Genomic DNA, 15,849 nt, shown 5'->3' with positions numbered 1-15,849 from the left:
TTATTTTATATGTTTTTTTAAATTTATAAGTAGGCTTGGAAAGGAGAAATAAGAATGCAGACTGAGAACAGGAAACTAACACTCAAAAATTATATTGGTTATGGAACAATGGATTTATTTGGAGGGGGAGCATTCGCTATCATAGGCGCATGGATGTTATATTTTTTTATTACATACTGTGGTCTTACCCCTGTTGAAGCAGGATCTATTATTGCAATTGCTCGTATTATTGATGCGATAGCAAGCCCAATTATGGGCCATATCACTGACAATTTTGGTCGTACAAAACTTGGGAAAAAATTTGGACGACGCAGGTTCTTTTTACTAATTGGAAGCCCTTTGATGGTTATTTATTCTCTTCTTTGGATTTCTGATATGAATTACTGGTACTATTTAACGGTTTATATTTTGTTAGAATTCCTTGCAGCAATGGTATTAATTCCATTTGAAACACTTGGAGCTGAAATGACGAATGATTTTAATGCACGGACCAAGCTCTCAACAATAAGATTAATCTACTCAGGACTAGGAACATTTTTAGCTACCTTTATTCCAGGCAGATTATTCGAAATATTCGGAAAAGATTCACCTCAAGTTTTTCTTTACAATGGAATTATCTTCACCTTTATTTTTATGGCTGCATTATTAATTACACATAGAACAACATGGGAACGTAAAATAGAAGAAGACATGATAGAACCTGATGGTGTAGAAAAAGTACCTGCTATAGAATCCATAAAAAAAGTCATCATTGACTTAACATCTACTTTTAGAATTAGAAGTTTCCGTCAGCACCTCACGATGTATATTTGTTCGTTTACTGCCATGGATATTTTAAACGCTGTCTTTGTCTACTTTGTTGTGTTTTCTTTAAATAAAGATGCAGTGCTCGCAGCCGATTTATTATCTATTGGTTCATTACTTCAAATGGTATGTACCATATTGTTTGGTTGGCTCGTGATTAAAATAGGTCCTGCGCCATCTTTGAAAATATCTTATACTGCTATTATTACATGTATCAGTGGTTATATATTTTTATACTTCACACAACCAACTTATATGATTATAGCGCTGTATGCTTTCTCTGTTATTTTAGGCATCGGAAAGAGTGGATTATATTATATACCATGGAATATTTACACTTTCATTCCTGATGTAGATGAAATGGTCACTCGTAAAAGAAGAGAAGGAATATTTGCAGGTATTATGACTTTTACACGCAAGAGTACTACAGCTTTAGCCACATTCTTGGTAGGAGTTATTTTACAGGAAAGTGGATTCGTTGCAAGTGCGACGACACAGTCTACGACAGCAATAAATGGGATTGTAGGTATTCTGTTTTTCGGAACTGTAGGGCTAGTCGGGATTAGTTTAGTTATTTCATTTAAATTTAAATTATCTAAGAAAACTCATTCCATTATGATTAATGAAATTAATAGGTTAAAGAATAATGGTTCAATGGAACAGGCTGATGATGAAACAAGAAGTGTTTTGAAAGCGCTAACAGGATGGGATTACGAGAAGCTTTGGGGTAATAATAACGTAGGATATCAGAATAAGCGCCAAAATTTTGAACAACAAGATTTTAAACAGCAGGATATGAACTAACTTTTGTTGTTAGTTGAGAACTACAGCTCAGTTAAATAGTACTTCTATTGATATGAGAAGTTCCAGAATCACTTCAAAAAAAAACACCTTCAGATTGATATCAGAGGTGTTTTTAAATTTCTTAAATTTAGTGTTTTTTGATTTTAAAACCGAATCTCATCATCTCCATGGATTTGCAGCTTCAGCGGCTCACTTTGTGCCTGATGCTTTTTCACATAGCGATGGTAGACAACATATCCAATGATCATGAGCGGTACGCCGACATATAGCCCGATGCGCTGCTCTTGATCAAAGGCAAGGCTGACCAAAACGATGGTATTCAGTGTAATCGCAATGATTGGCAGCACCGGATAAAGAGGCGTTTTAAATTTTAAGTTTTCCAGTTTTCCGCCTGCTTTCAAATATTTTCTACGGAAAAGAAGCTGTGATAATGTAATCGTGATCCAGCCTGTCTGGGCACTCATTCCGGCAATGGACACGATCCAGGCAAATACCGTTTTCTCTGCAAAAAAACCGGATAACAGCGAAATCCCTGTAAACAGGAAAGTGAGCAGTAAGGCATTCATCGGTATGCCGCGCTGATTGACGCGTCTAAATGCTTTTCCTGCCATTCCTTCCTTCGATAAGGAATACAGCATTCTCGTCGATGCATACAAGCCAGAGTTCGCAACAGATAATAAAGCAATAATAATGACAAAGTTCATGATGTCTGCCGCAAAAGGAATGCCCGTTCTCTCAAACACAGTAACAAATGGACTTTGCAGCACACTGGCTTCCTTCCAAGGCACCATACCGGCTAAGACGAAAATAGATAAGACGAAAAAGACAAGTGTACGCCATACGGTTTGATGAATCGAACGAGGAACGGTTTTCTCGGGGTTTTCACTTTCTCCTGCCGCAATACCGATCAGCTCTGTTCCCTGAAACGAAAAATTCACCGTAATCATCGTGACCACAACGGCAAGCAGGCCATTTGGAAACAGCCCATCATTCACAAAATGGCTGAAGTAAGGGGCGGGTTCACCGCTCGTTGTATCAATAAACCCAAACATCGCCGCTCCGCCTACGCCAATAAAGAGTAAAATTGCAATAATTTTAATGGTAGAAAAGAAAAATTCCGACTCCCCGAACGCTTTTGCTGACCGGGCATTTAATAAGAAAAGACAGAGTCCGAATATGAGACACCAAATCCACACATCTACTTGCGGCAGCCAGCGCCTCATCAGCTGTCCTGCTGATAAGAACTCAAGGGCGACCGTTGCCGCCCAGCCGAGCCAATAAATCCAGCCGACAGCAAAACCCGCTGCCGGGCTGACAAATTTCGTCGCATACGTATGAAACGACCCCGACACAGGAAGTGCAACCGACAGCTCCCCAAGACACAGCATGGTTAAATACATGATCAATCCGCCCACAATATATGAAAGAACAGCTCCGACTGGCCCTGCTTGTCCAATCGTATAGCCCGTTCCTAAGAAAAAGCCTGTCCCAATGACACCGCCAAGTGAAATCATAAATAAATGGCGGGAAGTCATCGCCCTTTTCAATTGTTCAGGCTGATTTTGTCCAACATCCACAATGATGCCCTCCTTCTTCTAAGATGCTCTGTTATCAAAACATGTCTCCATGTGATTCATTCCATTTTCAAAACAACCTACTAATTATACATCTTTTATAATAAATATGCTTCCTTCTATGGTCACTGTCTCAAAGTCTTTATTTTAGTAATGTTCGCACAAATAAACTGAATGGCTTTTTAGGTTTGAAAGAAATGGGTTGCGGGCATAAAGTTGGTGAGATTCGCTCAAGCTAGTTTCAAATGCTTTACTTTTAGGTTGCTTCTCTGTAAGATCATATGTTGTAAATACCAACAAGAAAAGTGGGGAATAAAATGAAAAAAATGTTCTTTGCCATTATTTTAGGCGCTTGTGTTGCATTGATCACGGCATGTGGATCTGGTGCAAGCGACAACGCGAATAAACAATCTGGGTCTAAGGAATCAGGAGACCTTTGGAAATCCATTCAGGATAAAGGTGTATTAACCATCGGAACTGAGGGTACTTATGCTCCTTTCACTTTCCATGACAAAAAGACAGATAAATTAACTGGCTACGATGTAGAAGTCATCACTGAAGTAGCAAAACGCCTTGACTTAAAACCTGAATTCAAAGAAACACAATGGGACAGTATGTTTGCTGGACTGAATGCAAAACGTTTTGACGTGGTAGCGAACCAAGTTGGGAAAACTGGCCGTGAAAATCAATACGATTTCTCTGATAAATACACGACATCTCAAGCTATTGTTGTGACAAAATCAGATAATAACGACATCAAGAAACTATCTGATGTTAAAGGCAAAAAAGCAGCACAATCGTTAACAAGTAACTACAACAAACTAGCAACAGATGCTGGTGCTAAGATCGAAGGCGTTGAAGGTCTTGCGCAATCCATTCAATTGATTCAGCAAGGACGTGCTGATCTGACGTTCAATGACAAATTGGCTGTATTGAATTACTTGAAAACAAGCGGTAACAAAAACCTAAAAGTTGCATTTGAAACAGGAGATCCTCAAGAAACTTATTTCGCATTCAGAAAAGGCAGCGGCGAAGTCGTTGACAAAGTGAATGGCGCATTAAAAGAAATGAAAAAAGACGGTACACTCGCTAAGATTTCTAAGAAATGGTTTGGTGAAGATGTTACAAAATAACATCCTAGGAGTCGTCATTCCTTGGGATCTTCTTCAGCAATCTTTTTGGCCAATGGTGATGCAGGGGATTTATTATACAATTCCCCTCGCCATCATTGCCTTTATTATTGGTATTTTTATCGCGCTTGTGACAGCTCTTGCGAGAATGTCTAAAATTAAAGCCCTCAGATGGATTTTCTCCATCTATGTGTCGGCCGTTCGCGGAACGCCGCTTTTTGTGCAATTGTTTATTATTTTCTATTTCTTTCCGACATTTAATATCACACTGGATCCATATCCAAGTGCCATTATTGCTTTTTCTTTAAACGTAGGTGCGTATGCGTCGGAAATTATCCGTGCATCCGTCCTGTCTGTTCCAAAAGGACAATGGGAAGCAGGTTATTCCATTGGGATGACACATCGCAAAACGCTCGTCCGCGTGATTTTACCGCAGGCTGTGCGTGTATCGATTCCACCGCTGTCTAATTCATTCATTAGCTTGGTGAAGGACACATCCCTTGCCTCCCAGATTCTCGTGGCAGAGATGTTCCGTAAATCACAGGAGATTGCTGCGGCGAACTTGGATCAGATCTTGTTTATTTATATGGAAGCAGCCCTCATCTATTGGGTATTCTGCTTCATTCTATCGCTCGTTCAGCATCAAATTGAAAAACGACTTGATCGATATGTCGCAAGGTAAGGAGGGAACGACATGCTAACAGTCAAAGGCTTAAAGAAATCCTTTGGTGAAAATGAGATTTTAAAGTCGATTGATTTTTCGATCAACAAAGGGCAGGTTGTGGCCATTCTCGGTCCATCTGGTTCTGGGAAAACAACGATGCTTCGCTGTTTAAATGCACTTGAAATACCAAATGGCGGCTCCTTTACCTTCGATGATTTCTCGATTGATTTTTCGAAAAAAAATAAATCAGCTGATCTGCTGAAGCTACGCCGGAAATCAGGAATGGTGTTTCAAGATTATCACCTGTTTCCTCACCGTACAGTGCTTGAAAATGTAATGGAAGGTCCTGTTCAGGTGCAGCGCCGTCCAAAGGAAATGGTTCGAAAAGAAGCCATTCAGCTCCTGCAAAAGGTCGGTCTTGAGGATAAAAAAGACCTGTATCCATTTCAGCTCTCAGGCGGTCAAAAGCAGCGTGTCGGCATTGCCCGTGCACTTGCCATTCAGCCAGAGCTTATGCTTTTTGATGAACCAACCTCTGCGCTTGACCCTGAGCTTGTCGGGGAAGTTTTAAAGGTCATGAAGGATCTAGCGAAAGAAGGCTGGACCATGGCGGTTGTCACACATGAAATCAAGTTTGCCCAAGAAGTAGCAGACGAAGTGATTTTCATTGATGGCGGCGTCATTGTCGAACAAGGTCCTCCGGAAGAAATCTTCAAACGACCAAAGGAAGAACGAACAAAACAATTCTTAAACCGGATTTTGAATCCAGTATGATGAAAAAAGGCTGTTCTCACGTGATGAGGACAGCCTTTTTTTATATCTCTTTTTGCAGGCGAAGCGCCAATAAATCTTGCAGGAGTAGTCTCGCTCCCTCTGGACTGATGACCACACCGCCGGATAGCACCTTATTGGAACACGTCACTTGCCCTGTTACGATACAAGGTTTGTCCTGCCAATACGGCTTCATCACAATTTGATCTTCTTCTCTGTAAATCTCCATAAAATCTTGCGGATGAATGTTCAACCGTTTTCTCATCTCTGTCGGAAGAACAATTCTCCCAAACTTATCTATATATTTAACATAATCGTTATTTAACAAATTGACCCCCTCCTGCATCTCTACATATAGATGATTCCCTCTTTATGAAGGGATTAAGCGATCAAATCGGTTAATCTGCAGGCTGTTCCAGTGACTAAATACGCTTCCCATATATGATGTATCTGTTTGGTGCAGGACCAATATAGGAAAAAGGGTAACATGTGGTGAGGATAAGTTCTTCCTTTTCCTGTTGTAACGTAATAATTGTTTGATCATCTTTCTTCACTATCTTTGTTTTCTCGATTTCATAGGCAAAACGTCCATATGAAAGCTCGATAATCAATTGATCTCCCTTCACAAGTTCTCCTGTTCGTCTAAACACCGTATCACGATGCCCTGATAGAACGATTTGTCCGTGCTCGTTTGGAAAATAACTCTCGTGAAAGTGACCAACGCCTTTTGCTAAATCATCTGCATCTGTTCCTTCTACAATCGGTAACTCAGCTTTTAGCTTTGGGATGTGCAAAAGCCCAATCGCTTCACCAGTCTGCGGCGCAAAAGGGGAATCTGCTTTCCCCTTTTGCTGAATGGCTGCTTGTGCAGACTGAAATGACTGACCTACTTCTTTTTGTCCATCAACGATATTCAAATATCCTACAATCGCAAGACAAAGCCCTGCTATGATCAATATCGCTGAGATGAATTTTTGAAACATGACCGGTTATCCGTTTCTTTTTCTTCTGTTCCAGACGATAAGAGCTGCACCTATTAATACGAGTGCAAAACCTGCTAGTAAAAGGTTGTACATCGCAGTTGCAGTATTCGGAAGATGATGACCAGGTGTCTCCGTTTCTGAACTAGAAGGCGTATCTGGATTAGTAGGCGTATCTGGATTTGCTGGCACCTCTGGCTTATGCGGTGGTTCTACAGTTGTTGAGTTTTCAGGGTTATCTGGATCGTCTACATTCTCACCACTTACGACTGCAATATTTTGAATGGTTTTCCCTTCAGATCCTTTGGAAACCTTCGCCTCAAATGTGACTGTATGCCATTTGGTATCTTTGATATCGCCAAATTGACCGGTTACTGTGCCTTTTGTGTAGTCTCCATTGTCGTCATCTTTTGCATCTGTCGCGGCTTGTCCATCCACTTTTAGTGACCCTTCGACATATTGAAGACCTTCTGGTAGTTTATCTGCGATGACTAGATCTTGGATGACACTATCTTCTACACTATTTTTTGTTTTGATGGTGTAAAGGAGCGTGTCGCCTGCCTGTACTTGTTTTTCATCTGTATTGCCTTCTGCTTTTTGAGAGATTTCAGATGTTTTTTCTGATTCAAGCTTTGGATCTCTTGGATCAATTTTTGTTTCTGTTGTTGGCTCTTCTGGCGGCGTGTTTTCGCCTGTTACTTTCGCTGTGTTTTGAATACTTTTACCTGAATGGCCTTTTGCGACTTTCGCTTCAAAAGTCACTGTATGCCAGTCCGTATCTTTGATATCGCCAAATTGACCGGTTACTGTGCCTTTTGTGTAGTCTCCATTGTCGTCATCTTTTACATCTGTCGCGGCTTGTCCATCCACTTTTAGTGACCCTACGACATATTCAAGACCTTCTGGTAGTTTATCTGCGATGACTAGATCTTTGATGACACTGTCTTCTACACTATTTTTTGTTTTGATGGTGTAAAGAAGCGTGTCGCCTGCCTGTACTTGTTTTTCGTCTGTATTGCCTTTTGCTTTTTGAGAGATTTCAGATGTTTTTTCTGATTCAAGCTTTGGATCTCTTGGATCAATTTTTGTTTCTGTTGTTGGCTCTTCTGGCGGCGTGTTTTCGCCTGTTACTTTCGCTGTGTTTTGAATGCTTTTACCTGATTGGCCTTTTGCGACTTTCGCTTCAAAGGTCACTGTATGCCAGTCTGTATCTTTGATAACGCCAAATTGACCGGTTACTGTGCCTTTTGTGTAGTCTCCGTTGTCGTCATCTTTTGCATCTGTCGCGGCTTGTCCATCCACTTTTAGTGAACCTTCGACATATTCAAGACCTTCTGGTAGTTCATCAGAAATCACGAGATTGTTGACGATGCTGTCTTCTTCAAGATTCTTTGTTTTGATCGTATAAAGAAGGGTATCGCCGACCTGTGGTGTCTTTTTATCTGTGTTGCCCTCTGCCTTTTTCTGAATGCCCGCTGATTTTTCTGATGTTAGTTTTGGGTCACGAGGGTAAATTTTTGTTTCTGTTGTTGGCTCTTCTGGCGGTGTGTTTTCGCCTGTGACGCTAGCTGTGTTTTGAATGTCTTGACCAGCCTGTCCCTTTTCAACTGTTACTTCAAACGTCACGTTGTGCCAGTCCGTATCCTTCACATCACCAAAAGATCCTGTAACCTTTCCATCTGTGTAGTCTCCGCTATCATCGTCTTTTACGTCCGTGACGGATTCTCCATCAATTTGCAGGGATCCAGTGACATACTTCAGTCCTTTTGGTAATTGATCTGAAATGACTAAATCTTTAATCAAACTGTCTTCTATCGTATTCTTTGTTTTAATCGTATAAAGAAGGGTATCGCCTACTTCTGGATGTTTCTCATCTTTGTTACCTTCTGCTTTTTTCTGCAAGACCGCTGATTTTTCTGATTCAAGCTTTGGATCTCGCGGATAGATTTCTGTTTTTGTTGTCGGTTTCTCTGGTGGTGTGTTGCCCCCTGTGACATTGGCTGTATTTTGAATGTCTTTGCCTGATTGTCCTTTTTCAACCGTCACTTCAAACGTCACCGTATGCCAATCTGTATCCTTAATGTCGCCAAATTGTCCTGAAATGGCTCCGTTTGTAAAGTCTCCGTTATCGTCATCCTTTGCGTCTGTGACTATATCTCCATCCACCTGTAGTGAATTCGGTACATACGCCAATCCTTCCGGCAGTTCATCTGAGATCACTAAGTTTTCAACGAGACTGTCTTCTTTCGTATTCTTTGTTTTAATTGTATAAAGAAGAGTGTCACCAACCTCTGGATGCTTCTCATCTGTGTTACCTTCTGCTTTTTTCTGTAAGACGGCTGATTTTTCTGACGTTAGCTTCGGGTCACGAGGATAGATTTCTGTTTTTGTTGTCGGTTTCTCTGGTGGTGTGTTACCGCCTGTGACACTCGCTGTATTTTGAATGTCTTTGCCTGCCTGGCCTTTGTTAACCGTCACTTCGAACGTCACTGTATGCCATTTCGCATCTTTCACTTCACCGAACGTTCCAGTAACAGTTCCATCTGTTATATCGCCGTTGTCATCATCTTTTGTATCCGTGACTGGATTTCCATCTACCTGAAGTGAATTTGGTACATATGATAATCCTTGAGGTAAATTATCAGAAATGACAAGATCTTCAATGAAGCTATCTTCAACAGCATTACGGGCTTGGATGGTATAAAGCAATGTGTCGCCTACTTCTGGATGCTTCTCATCTGTGTTGCCCTCTGCTTTTTTCTGCAAGACCGCTGATTTTTCTGATTCAAGCTTTGGATCTCGAGGATAGATTTCTATATCTGTTGTTGGATTGCCTGGTGGTGTGTTCTCCCCTTTTACATTGGCAGTATTTTTAATATCCTTGCCTGCCTGACCTTTTCCTACTGTCGCTTCAAATGTCACGGTGTGCCAATTGGTATCTTTCACGTCACCTATTTGTCCTGCAACAGTGCCGTTTGTATAATCACCTTTGTCTTGATCTTTTGCATCTGTGACACTGGCACCATCTACCTTAAGTGAGCCTGCAACATAGCTTAAACTGCTTGGAAGCTGATCTGAAATGATTAGATTTTTAAGAATGCCGTATTGTACTGTATTTTTGGCTCTAATTGTATAAAGAAGGGTATCGCCTACTTCTGGATGCTTCTCATCCGTGTTGCCCTCTGCTTTTTTCTGTAAGACAACTGATTTTTCCGATTCAAGCTCTGGCGGATATGGATCAAATTCTGGTTTTACACGAGAAGCTAGGTCGTAAGATAATGAATCACCTACAGTACCCATATATGTTGTACTTAATGTTTTCGCATCAAGTGTAAAAAGAGTGGAATGACCAATAGAATCATTTAATCCTGACTGTAATAGCATTTGTCCATTTGGCAAAAAGCTTATTCCCCGAACGCCTCCGTCAATCGTTTTACCATCCGCATTTTTAATTGGAATGACACGAATGACCTCTGCTGTATTAGGGTTCATTTGCGCAATGGCCCCACTGCCATTTGATGCGAACCAAAGATAACCGTCCTTATCAACGACAAGGTCTCCGCCAACACCAGACCCAATGTCATAGCCTACGATTTTTTTTGCTGTTTTTTTACCCGTAACTAAATCGTACGTTCCAAGGAAATACTCACCATTAGAAGCATAAGAATATATATATTTATCTTGATACACAACGGCATTAGTAGCACCTTCAGGTAATGAGGTTACGCTCTCTGCTTGCCCTGAGGTCGCATTTATTTTATATAGTATAGGGCTAGCGGTATTTGAAGTTGCATTTGCAGTTGCATATACAACATTTTCTCGATCACTTACAGCTACACCATTCACTGCACCTACAGCGATTCCTTTCACCTGTACACTAGCTTTTACGTTTGTTGGATTATTTCCATCAAGCTGCTGAAGAACCAGCGGTCTACTCCCAATAATATAAGAATCCGTATTGTTCACAACAACCGTCCCCGCGGCTTTCGTCACAGCTGGTGAGACCGTTAATAAGTTTCCAGCAATCAGCACCAATATAAGAAATAACTGACTTGTTCTTTTCAATATATTCATTTTTTGACCTCCCCTTTTTCTTGCTTTATATCGTAATGGTATGTACCAGTTCACCTCCCACACTTTGGTAAAGAATATCAGTAACATTTCAAAAGTAACAACATGACCAAATGACTAATTTCGACAAAAATAGACCTTTAGTAACAGGTGCCTCTCAGCGTTTGATTTGCATATGTTTTTTCCAATAAAATGATCTTTTTTTATCGTAAACCTCCGTATTTTCCAACAGGTCTAATGACACAGTTTACATACAATCTCTTCTATCTAAAGATAATTATTCTTTAATTGGTTTAGATTATTTTTTTGTCAAATTATATTGAATTTTTTTCTTTTTCTTTTAAAACGAGGTAATTAATGGCTTGGTTTGGTAAAAAAAACAATTCGAAAGTCTTGCTGTTTGTTTTGATGTTTTGACCTTTACGAATCAAAAAAATTCTTTTTGGAGTAAGCGATTACAATTGAGCAAAGCCATTTAAAGGGGGATGAGAGTATGTTACGATGGAAATCGAGTGTTTAAGAAAGAAGGGAATGCTTTTGAAGCGGGAACATCTTTTACGTTGGTTTTTTTATTTTGTTGGATTGATCGTACTAGCTTTTGGACTATCGCTGACAGTGAAAGGGAAGATCCTTGGGATTGGTCCTTGGGACGCTTTCCACTACGGACTGTTTCAGCATTTTGGACTCACAATTGGACAATGGTCCATTATCATTGGTGCACTTATTGTGACACTGACTTCTATTTTCACGAAATCATTTCCAAAGATCGGCGCTTTACTGAATATGGTGCTGATTGGTGTGTTTATTGATTTCTTTAATGCGATATTACCTGCACCACATGGGTATTTACCGGCTTTATATGTATTTATTACAGGTGTTGTAGTTTCTGGATACGGTGTTGGCATTTATGTCTCAGCCAATCTTGGCGCTGGGCCAAGGGATTCATTAATGCTGCTCATCTCAGCGAAAACGGGACTGAACGTACAGTGGGTTCGAAATGGCATTGAGTTAACAGTGCTTTTATTTGCATGGATGCTCGGCGGACCGATTGGCATTGGAACGATTTTGACTGCGATCTTCACAGGTCTTGTCCTTCGTTTTTCCTTGCCGCAATCGACACGACTCCTGCAGCTGCTCATTACAAAAACAGCAGAGAAACCTGTTCAAACCCTTACTAGATGAGAACAAGCCATTCTATAATCAGAATGGCTTTTCTTGTGTTAAAATAAAAAAACAGAATATTCACACATAGGAGTTGGAGATCTCATGCAGCTTTTCCACTATCATTACTGGACACCATTTGTTGAAGAGACAGAACAAGCGTATCGTTCGCTGGGCTTTGAGGTAAAAGGACGTTTCACAAAGGATGGTTCCTTTCATCCCCCGCTCACATGGGATGATTTTAGAGATAAGCAGCCGACCTTTCGAATCATCGAAATGAGAAAAGGCCAGATCAATATTACATTCGGATATAGTAAAAAAGTCTTGTTTGATCACATCGGCTTTCTTGTCTCAAACGAAGAATATGATCAGCTGCTTGCACAAGCTAAAGAATTAAACTGGCCTGTCCAAAAAGGGGAACGGAGAACGTTTCTTTCGACACCTCTTCGTTTAAGGCTTGAATTACAGCGGCGTACAGATGTCATTGAAACTGGAAACGATGCGCTGCATGCTATGACAATTGCTATTCCTGATTTGTCACAGACACCTAAAGTGGATCAGCTGCTATCACCTTTGAATCAGCTCATTCACTGGCAAAGAGGAGAACGCCTTTCCCTGCTTGACGTGGTCATGACGGATATTGATAAAATGGAGACAATTGATCCGAATGGTGTACACATTATGAAACAGACATAAAAGCAGCGAGGCTCGCTGTCTTTTTTACATTAATGGACCCTTTTGCACGTCACTCTCCAATGGTACAATGAATGTAAAAAATTAGAGGTTCGTTATGAAGATATTTGCTATCCAATTACAACACTTAGATGAAATCAATGCACAACAACAAATAGAGCGTTTGAAGCTCTTTGTGTCATCTGAAAAGCGTGTAGCGGCTGATCGCTTTCGTTTTTTGATCGATGCCAGAAGAACCTTGTTAGGTGAGGTGCTGGTTCGTCAAACGATACATGTTATGTACGATCTGCCTATGGATCAGATCGTTTTTGAAACTGAGGGCAATGGCAAGCCTGTTGTTCGGCAGCTTCCTTCTTTTCATTTTAATCTTTCTCATTCTGGCGATTGGGTCGTTTGCGCAGTAGATGATGCACCTGTTGGCATTGATATTGAGGAAATCAAACCTATTGATCTGGCGATTGCCAAGCGATTTTTTTCAGCGGATGAGTATCAGGATTTACTCTCACAACCGGCAGAGCGGCAGGAAGCCTATTTCTTTCATCTATGGTCAATGAAGGAGGCCTTTATCAAACTGACTGGAAAAGGATTATCCTATGGTCTTTCGTCCTTTACAGCCCGTCTTTCAGAGGATGGACAGGCTGCGTTGACATTACCTGATCATGAAACGCCTTGCTTTGTTCAAACATATTCAATTGATCCTGCCTACCAAATGGCGGTATGCACACGAAAGCCTGCTGCGGCTGATAGCGTTGAGAGACTCACTTGCAGTGATGTACTGTCCCGCCTTTAATAACGCGTGATTTGCTGAAATACCGTCTTTAATAGATCGACTCCGCGTGTGATCTGCTCTTCTTTCACCTGCCAGATGTTTAGCTGAAAAATCGGGTCCTTTTGATAGGCCTTCAGGTAATGGCGGTCAATTGGCTGAATGGAAACAGATGCCTTTTTCAGCTGCTGAATGAGCTGGTTCATGGGAATCGACCGGTCGACACGTACATGTGTATGGGTAGCCGGCTCCTGTTCTCCCAGCTGATAAGCGCCCTGATCATTTTTTAAACTTGCTACGAGCTGCTTGGAGCGATTTCGATAGCTCGCCCGCATTCTGTCTCTATGCCGCTCAAACATCCCGCTTTTTAAATATATTTCTAAAGCTGCCTGAGACAGCATGGAGCTGTCGATATCAATGAGCCGTTTGTGTTCGCTAAAAGGAGTAATCAGTTCTTCAGGTAAGACGACCGCTCCTGTTCGAAGCCCTGGAAAGATGATTTTCGAAAAGCTTTTCAAATAAATAACCTTTCCTGCCTGATCGAATGAATAAATAGGGTCTCTTTTTGTGTCGAATTCTAAATCTGCTATATAATCATCCTCAACAATGTAGACATCATATTTCTCGGCAAGGGCTGCTATCGCTCTTTTTTCTTGCTTTGATAAACTCGTTCCAAGCGGGTTTTGAAATCGTGGCATCGTATAGAAAAAACGAATCTCCTCTTCTCGAAAGATACGCTCTAATTCGATCAGATCGATCCCTTTTTCCGTCCTCTGAATTCCGCGCACAGGCAATTGATTTTTCTCTAAATATTGGAGATATAAGTGATAACCCGGCTGTTCGACTAGTATGGTTTGTTTTCCATTCGGAAAAGGGATGGTGCTTAAAATGGATAAAGCGAGCTGTATGCCAGAGGTCATGACGATCTGTTCTGGATGAGCAAACACTTGATAATCCATTAATCGCTTTGAAATGACTGGCAGCAGGGATGGTAAGCCGTTGGCTGTGCCGTAAATAAATAAGTCGTTTTGATACAAATCGATCGCTTGATTGATGCAGTGCTGAAAATCGACATACGGAAACACCACGGGATCAGGTGCAGAGGAAGCAAAATCAATCCATGTGCCATCCTGCTTACCAACTGATTGCTTCGTTTTCACGACATAATAGCCGCTTCTTTCTACAGAATACAGCAGATGTTCACGCTCCAATGTGTCTAGCGCTTTGATGACAGTGCTTTTACTCACTGCATATTGAGCCGCTAAGTGGCGAATGGAGGGAATTTTCATTCCAGCGCTGTACTCCCCTGAATCCATTTTTTCTTTTAAACTCAAGACAAGCTGATCATATTTCCTCACGCCTTTTCCTCCTTGTACCGGTACAGATATTATGTTCTCTTATTGTACACGTTAGATGTTCCGATTACGATAGAAAACAGAACCGGTCAATTCATTTGAAGCATGCATGCTCATGTAAGGAGTCACGTTATGAATATTTCAAAACAAAAAGCGTATGCTGCTGCGATCGCATACGCCTCTATCATTGGTTTTTCCTTTTTGTTTGTCAAAATAGCATTAGAATCAGCAAACCCAATCGATTTATTGGCACACCGCTTTACTGTTTCTTTTTCAGCCGCTCTATTGCTGTATCCATTTTTACGAAAGAAGAATCGCATATCCATTCAATGGCGTGATCTCATTTATATCGTACCGTTTTCCTTGCTTTATCCTGTTTTGTTCTTTGCTTTTCAAGTGTGGGGATTGATGTATACATCTTCTTCAGAGGCTGGCATCATTCAAGCAACGATTCCCATTTTGACGATGCTGCTGGCAGCCTGGTTTTTAAAGGAACGTGCGACATGGATACAAGTGCTGTTTACCCTTCTTTCTGTGTGCGGGGTGATGCTTCTCTTTGTCATGAAGGGAATTGATGTCCAGCATTCTCACTTCATCGGCTATGTGCTGATTTTACTTTCAGCCTTGTCATCCAGTGCATATAGTGTGTTTGCTAGAGTGATTACAAAACGATTCCATGTGATCGAACTCACCTTTGTGATGACCTTCTTTGGCTTTGTCTTTTTCAATGCCGCTGCGCTTATCCGGCATTCGACCAATGGCTCATTGCCGGAGTTTTTCAGTCCATTTACAGATGCATCCTTTGTATGGTCGATGCTCTTTTTAGGTATTCTTTCATCGCTTCTCACGGCGTATTTATCAAACTATGCACTCTCGCACCTAGAAGCGGCAAAGGTCAGCATCTTTAATAATTTATCCGCGTTTATCACAGTCGCCGCCGGGGTTCTCATTTTACACGAAACGATTGATTGGTATCATTTCCTCGGAGGGGTGCTGGTCATTGGCGGGGTGATTGGCGGGAATGTGGTAAAGAAACAGCATTCATAAGAAAAAGCGGCCTCTTTAAAGAGAGCCGC

The 15,849-nt window shown here is 41.1% G+C and carries 13 protein-coding genes; 8 read left to right on the top strand and 5 right to left on the bottom strand.

All coding sequences use genetic code 11. The annotated features are described in order from the left end of the window. Nucleotides 1-54: 54 nt before the first annotated feature. Entirely contained in the window at nt 55-1,608 is a 1,554-nt protein-coding gene (locus AC3WTB_RS14070; protein ID WP_064498666.1) for an MFS transporter, read from the top strand. Between the two features lie 143 nt (nt 1,609-1,751). Here AC3WTB_RS14070 and AC3WTB_RS14065 read toward each other — a convergent pair whose 3' ends face one another. Beyond that, entirely contained in the window at nt 1,752-3,185 is a 1,434-nt protein-coding gene (locus tag AC3WTB_RS14065; RefSeq protein WP_039176475.1) for an amino acid permease, read from the bottom strand. Between the two features lie 314 nt (nt 3,186-3,499). Here AC3WTB_RS14065 and tcyA point away from each other — a divergent pair, with 314 nt between their 5' ends. Genes tcyA through AC3WTB_RS14050 form a run of 3 tightly spaced genes read left to right on the top strand, consistent with a single transcriptional unit; the run spans nt 3,500 to nt 5,750 of the window. Next, complete coding sequence (tcyA, locus tag AC3WTB_RS14060; RefSeq protein WP_039176473.1) at nt 3,500-4,315, top strand: cystine ABC transporter substrate-binding lipoprotein TcyA; 816 nt, start codon at nt 3,500-3,502, stop codon at nt 4,313-4,315. Further along, the gene (locus tag AC3WTB_RS14055; protein WP_024424286.1) at nt 4,302-4,994 is read left to right on the top strand and encodes an amino acid ABC transporter permease; all 693 of its coding nucleotides are present in this window, start codon (nt 4,302-4,304) and stop codon (nt 4,992-4,994) included. Before tcyA ends, AC3WTB_RS14055 begins: the two co-directional genes overlap by 14 nt. Before the next feature lie 12 nt (nt 4,995-5,006). After that, a complete protein-coding gene (locus AC3WTB_RS14050) occupies nt 5,007-5,750 on the top strand; it encodes an amino acid ABC transporter ATP-binding protein (protein WP_041089051.1) in 744 nt (247 codons plus the stop codon). A 40-nt stretch (nt 5,751-5,790) separates the two neighbouring features. Here AC3WTB_RS14050 and AC3WTB_RS14045 read toward each other — a convergent pair whose 3' ends face one another. The 3 genes from AC3WTB_RS14045 to AC3WTB_RS14035 form a co-directional block, all read right to left on the bottom strand. After that, complete coding sequence (locus AC3WTB_RS14045; protein WP_039176465.1) at nt 5,791-6,075, bottom strand: AbrB/MazE/SpoVT family DNA-binding domain-containing protein; 285 nt, start codon at nt 6,073-6,075, stop codon at nt 5,791-5,793. 94 nt (nt 6,076-6,169) lie between these two features. Beyond that, a complete protein-coding gene (gene srtD, locus AC3WTB_RS14040; protein WP_144494698.1) occupies nt 6,170-6,730 on the bottom strand; it encodes a class D sortase, LPxTATN-specific in 561 nt (186 codons plus the stop codon). A 6-nt stretch (nt 6,731-6,736) separates the two neighbouring features. After that, on the bottom strand, nt 6,737-10,801 hold the full coding sequence (locus AC3WTB_RS14035; protein ID WP_492333865.1) for an isopeptide-forming domain-containing fimbrial protein: 4,065 nt from the start codon (nt 10,799-10,801) through the stop codon (nt 6,737-6,739). Nucleotides 10,802-11,335: 534 nt separating this feature from the next. Here AC3WTB_RS14035 and AC3WTB_RS14030 point away from each other — a divergent pair. The 3 genes from AC3WTB_RS14030 (at nt 11,336) to AC3WTB_RS14020 (ending at nt 13,442) form a co-directional block, all read left to right on the top strand. Beyond that, the gene (locus AC3WTB_RS14030; protein WP_041089049.1) at nt 11,336-11,980 is read left to right on the top strand and encodes a YczE/YyaS/YitT family protein; all 645 of its coding nucleotides are present in this window, start codon (nt 11,336-11,338) and stop codon (nt 11,978-11,980) included. 84 nt (nt 11,981-12,064) lie between these two features. Beyond that, nucleotides 12,065-12,655, top strand: a complete 591-nt coding sequence (locus AC3WTB_RS14025) for a hypothetical protein (RefSeq protein ID WP_492333864.1) — start codon at nt 12,065-12,067, stop codon at nt 12,653-12,655. A 94-nt stretch (nt 12,656-12,749) separates the two neighbouring features. Further along, complete coding sequence (locus AC3WTB_RS14020) at nt 12,750-13,442, top strand: 4'-phosphopantetheinyl transferase family protein (RefSeq protein ID WP_197202843.1); 693 nt, start codon at nt 12,750-12,752, stop codon at nt 13,440-13,442. Here AC3WTB_RS14020 and AC3WTB_RS14015 read toward each other — a convergent pair. After that, nucleotides 13,439-14,776 carry an aminotransferase-like domain-containing protein gene (locus tag AC3WTB_RS14015; RefSeq protein WP_197202844.1) on the bottom strand — a complete coding sequence of 446 codons (1,338 nt, stop codon included), beginning with the start codon at nt 14,774-14,776 and terminating at the stop codon, nt 13,439-13,441. The two genes, AC3WTB_RS14020 and AC3WTB_RS14015, sit on opposite strands and share 4 nt — an antisense overlap. A 129-nt stretch (nt 14,777-14,905) precedes the next feature. Here AC3WTB_RS14015 and AC3WTB_RS14010 point away from each other — a divergent pair, with 129 nt between their 5' ends. Further along, the gene (locus AC3WTB_RS14010) at nt 14,906-15,820 is read left to right on the top strand and encodes a DMT family transporter (RefSeq protein WP_492333863.1); all 915 of its coding nucleotides are present in this window, start codon (nt 14,906-14,908) and stop codon (nt 15,818-15,820) included. The last annotated feature ends 29 nt before the right edge of the window (nt 15,821-15,849 follow it).

It is taken from the genome of Bacillus sp. EB106-04-04-XG123 (assembly GCF_058791855.1).
The sequence above is the reverse complement of the archived record's forward strand: the minus strand, read 5'-3'. Positions and strand labels throughout refer to the sequence as shown.

Excerpts from the sequence above, each read along its gene's own strand:
- AC3WTB_RS14020 (WP_197202843.1), top strand. The coding sequence starts at position 12,750 with ATGAAGATATTTGCTATCCAATTACAACACTTAGATGAAATCAATGCA.
- AC3WTB_RS14050 (WP_041089051.1), top strand. The coding sequence starts at position 5,007 with ATGCTAACAGTCAAAGGCTTAAAGAAATCCTTTGGTGAAAATGAGATT.
- AC3WTB_RS14070 (WP_064498666.1), top strand. The coding sequence starts at position 55 with ATGCAGACTGAGAACAGGAAACTAACACTCAAAAATTATATTGGTTAT.
- srtD (WP_144494698.1), bottom strand. The coding sequence starts at position 6,730 with ATGTTTCAAAAATTCATCTCAGCGATATTGATCATAGCAGGGCTTTGT.
- AC3WTB_RS14010 (WP_492333863.1), top strand. The coding sequence starts at position 14,906 with ATGAATATTTCAAAACAAAAAGCGTATGCTGCTGCGATCGCATACGCC.
- AC3WTB_RS14025 (WP_492333864.1), top strand. The coding sequence starts at position 12,065 with ATGCAGCTTTTCCACTATCATTACTGGACACCATTTGTTGAAGAGACA.
- tcyA (WP_039176473.1), top strand. The coding sequence starts at position 3,500 with ATGAAAAAAATGTTCTTTGCCATTATTTTAGGCGCTTGTGTTGCATTG.
- AC3WTB_RS14055 (WP_024424286.1), top strand. The coding sequence starts at position 4,302 with ATGTTACAAAATAACATCCTAGGAGTCGTCATTCCTTGGGATCTTCTT.
- AC3WTB_RS14035 (WP_492333865.1), bottom strand. The coding sequence starts at position 10,801 with ATGAATATATTGAAAAGAACAAGTCAGTTATTTCTTATATTGGTGCTG.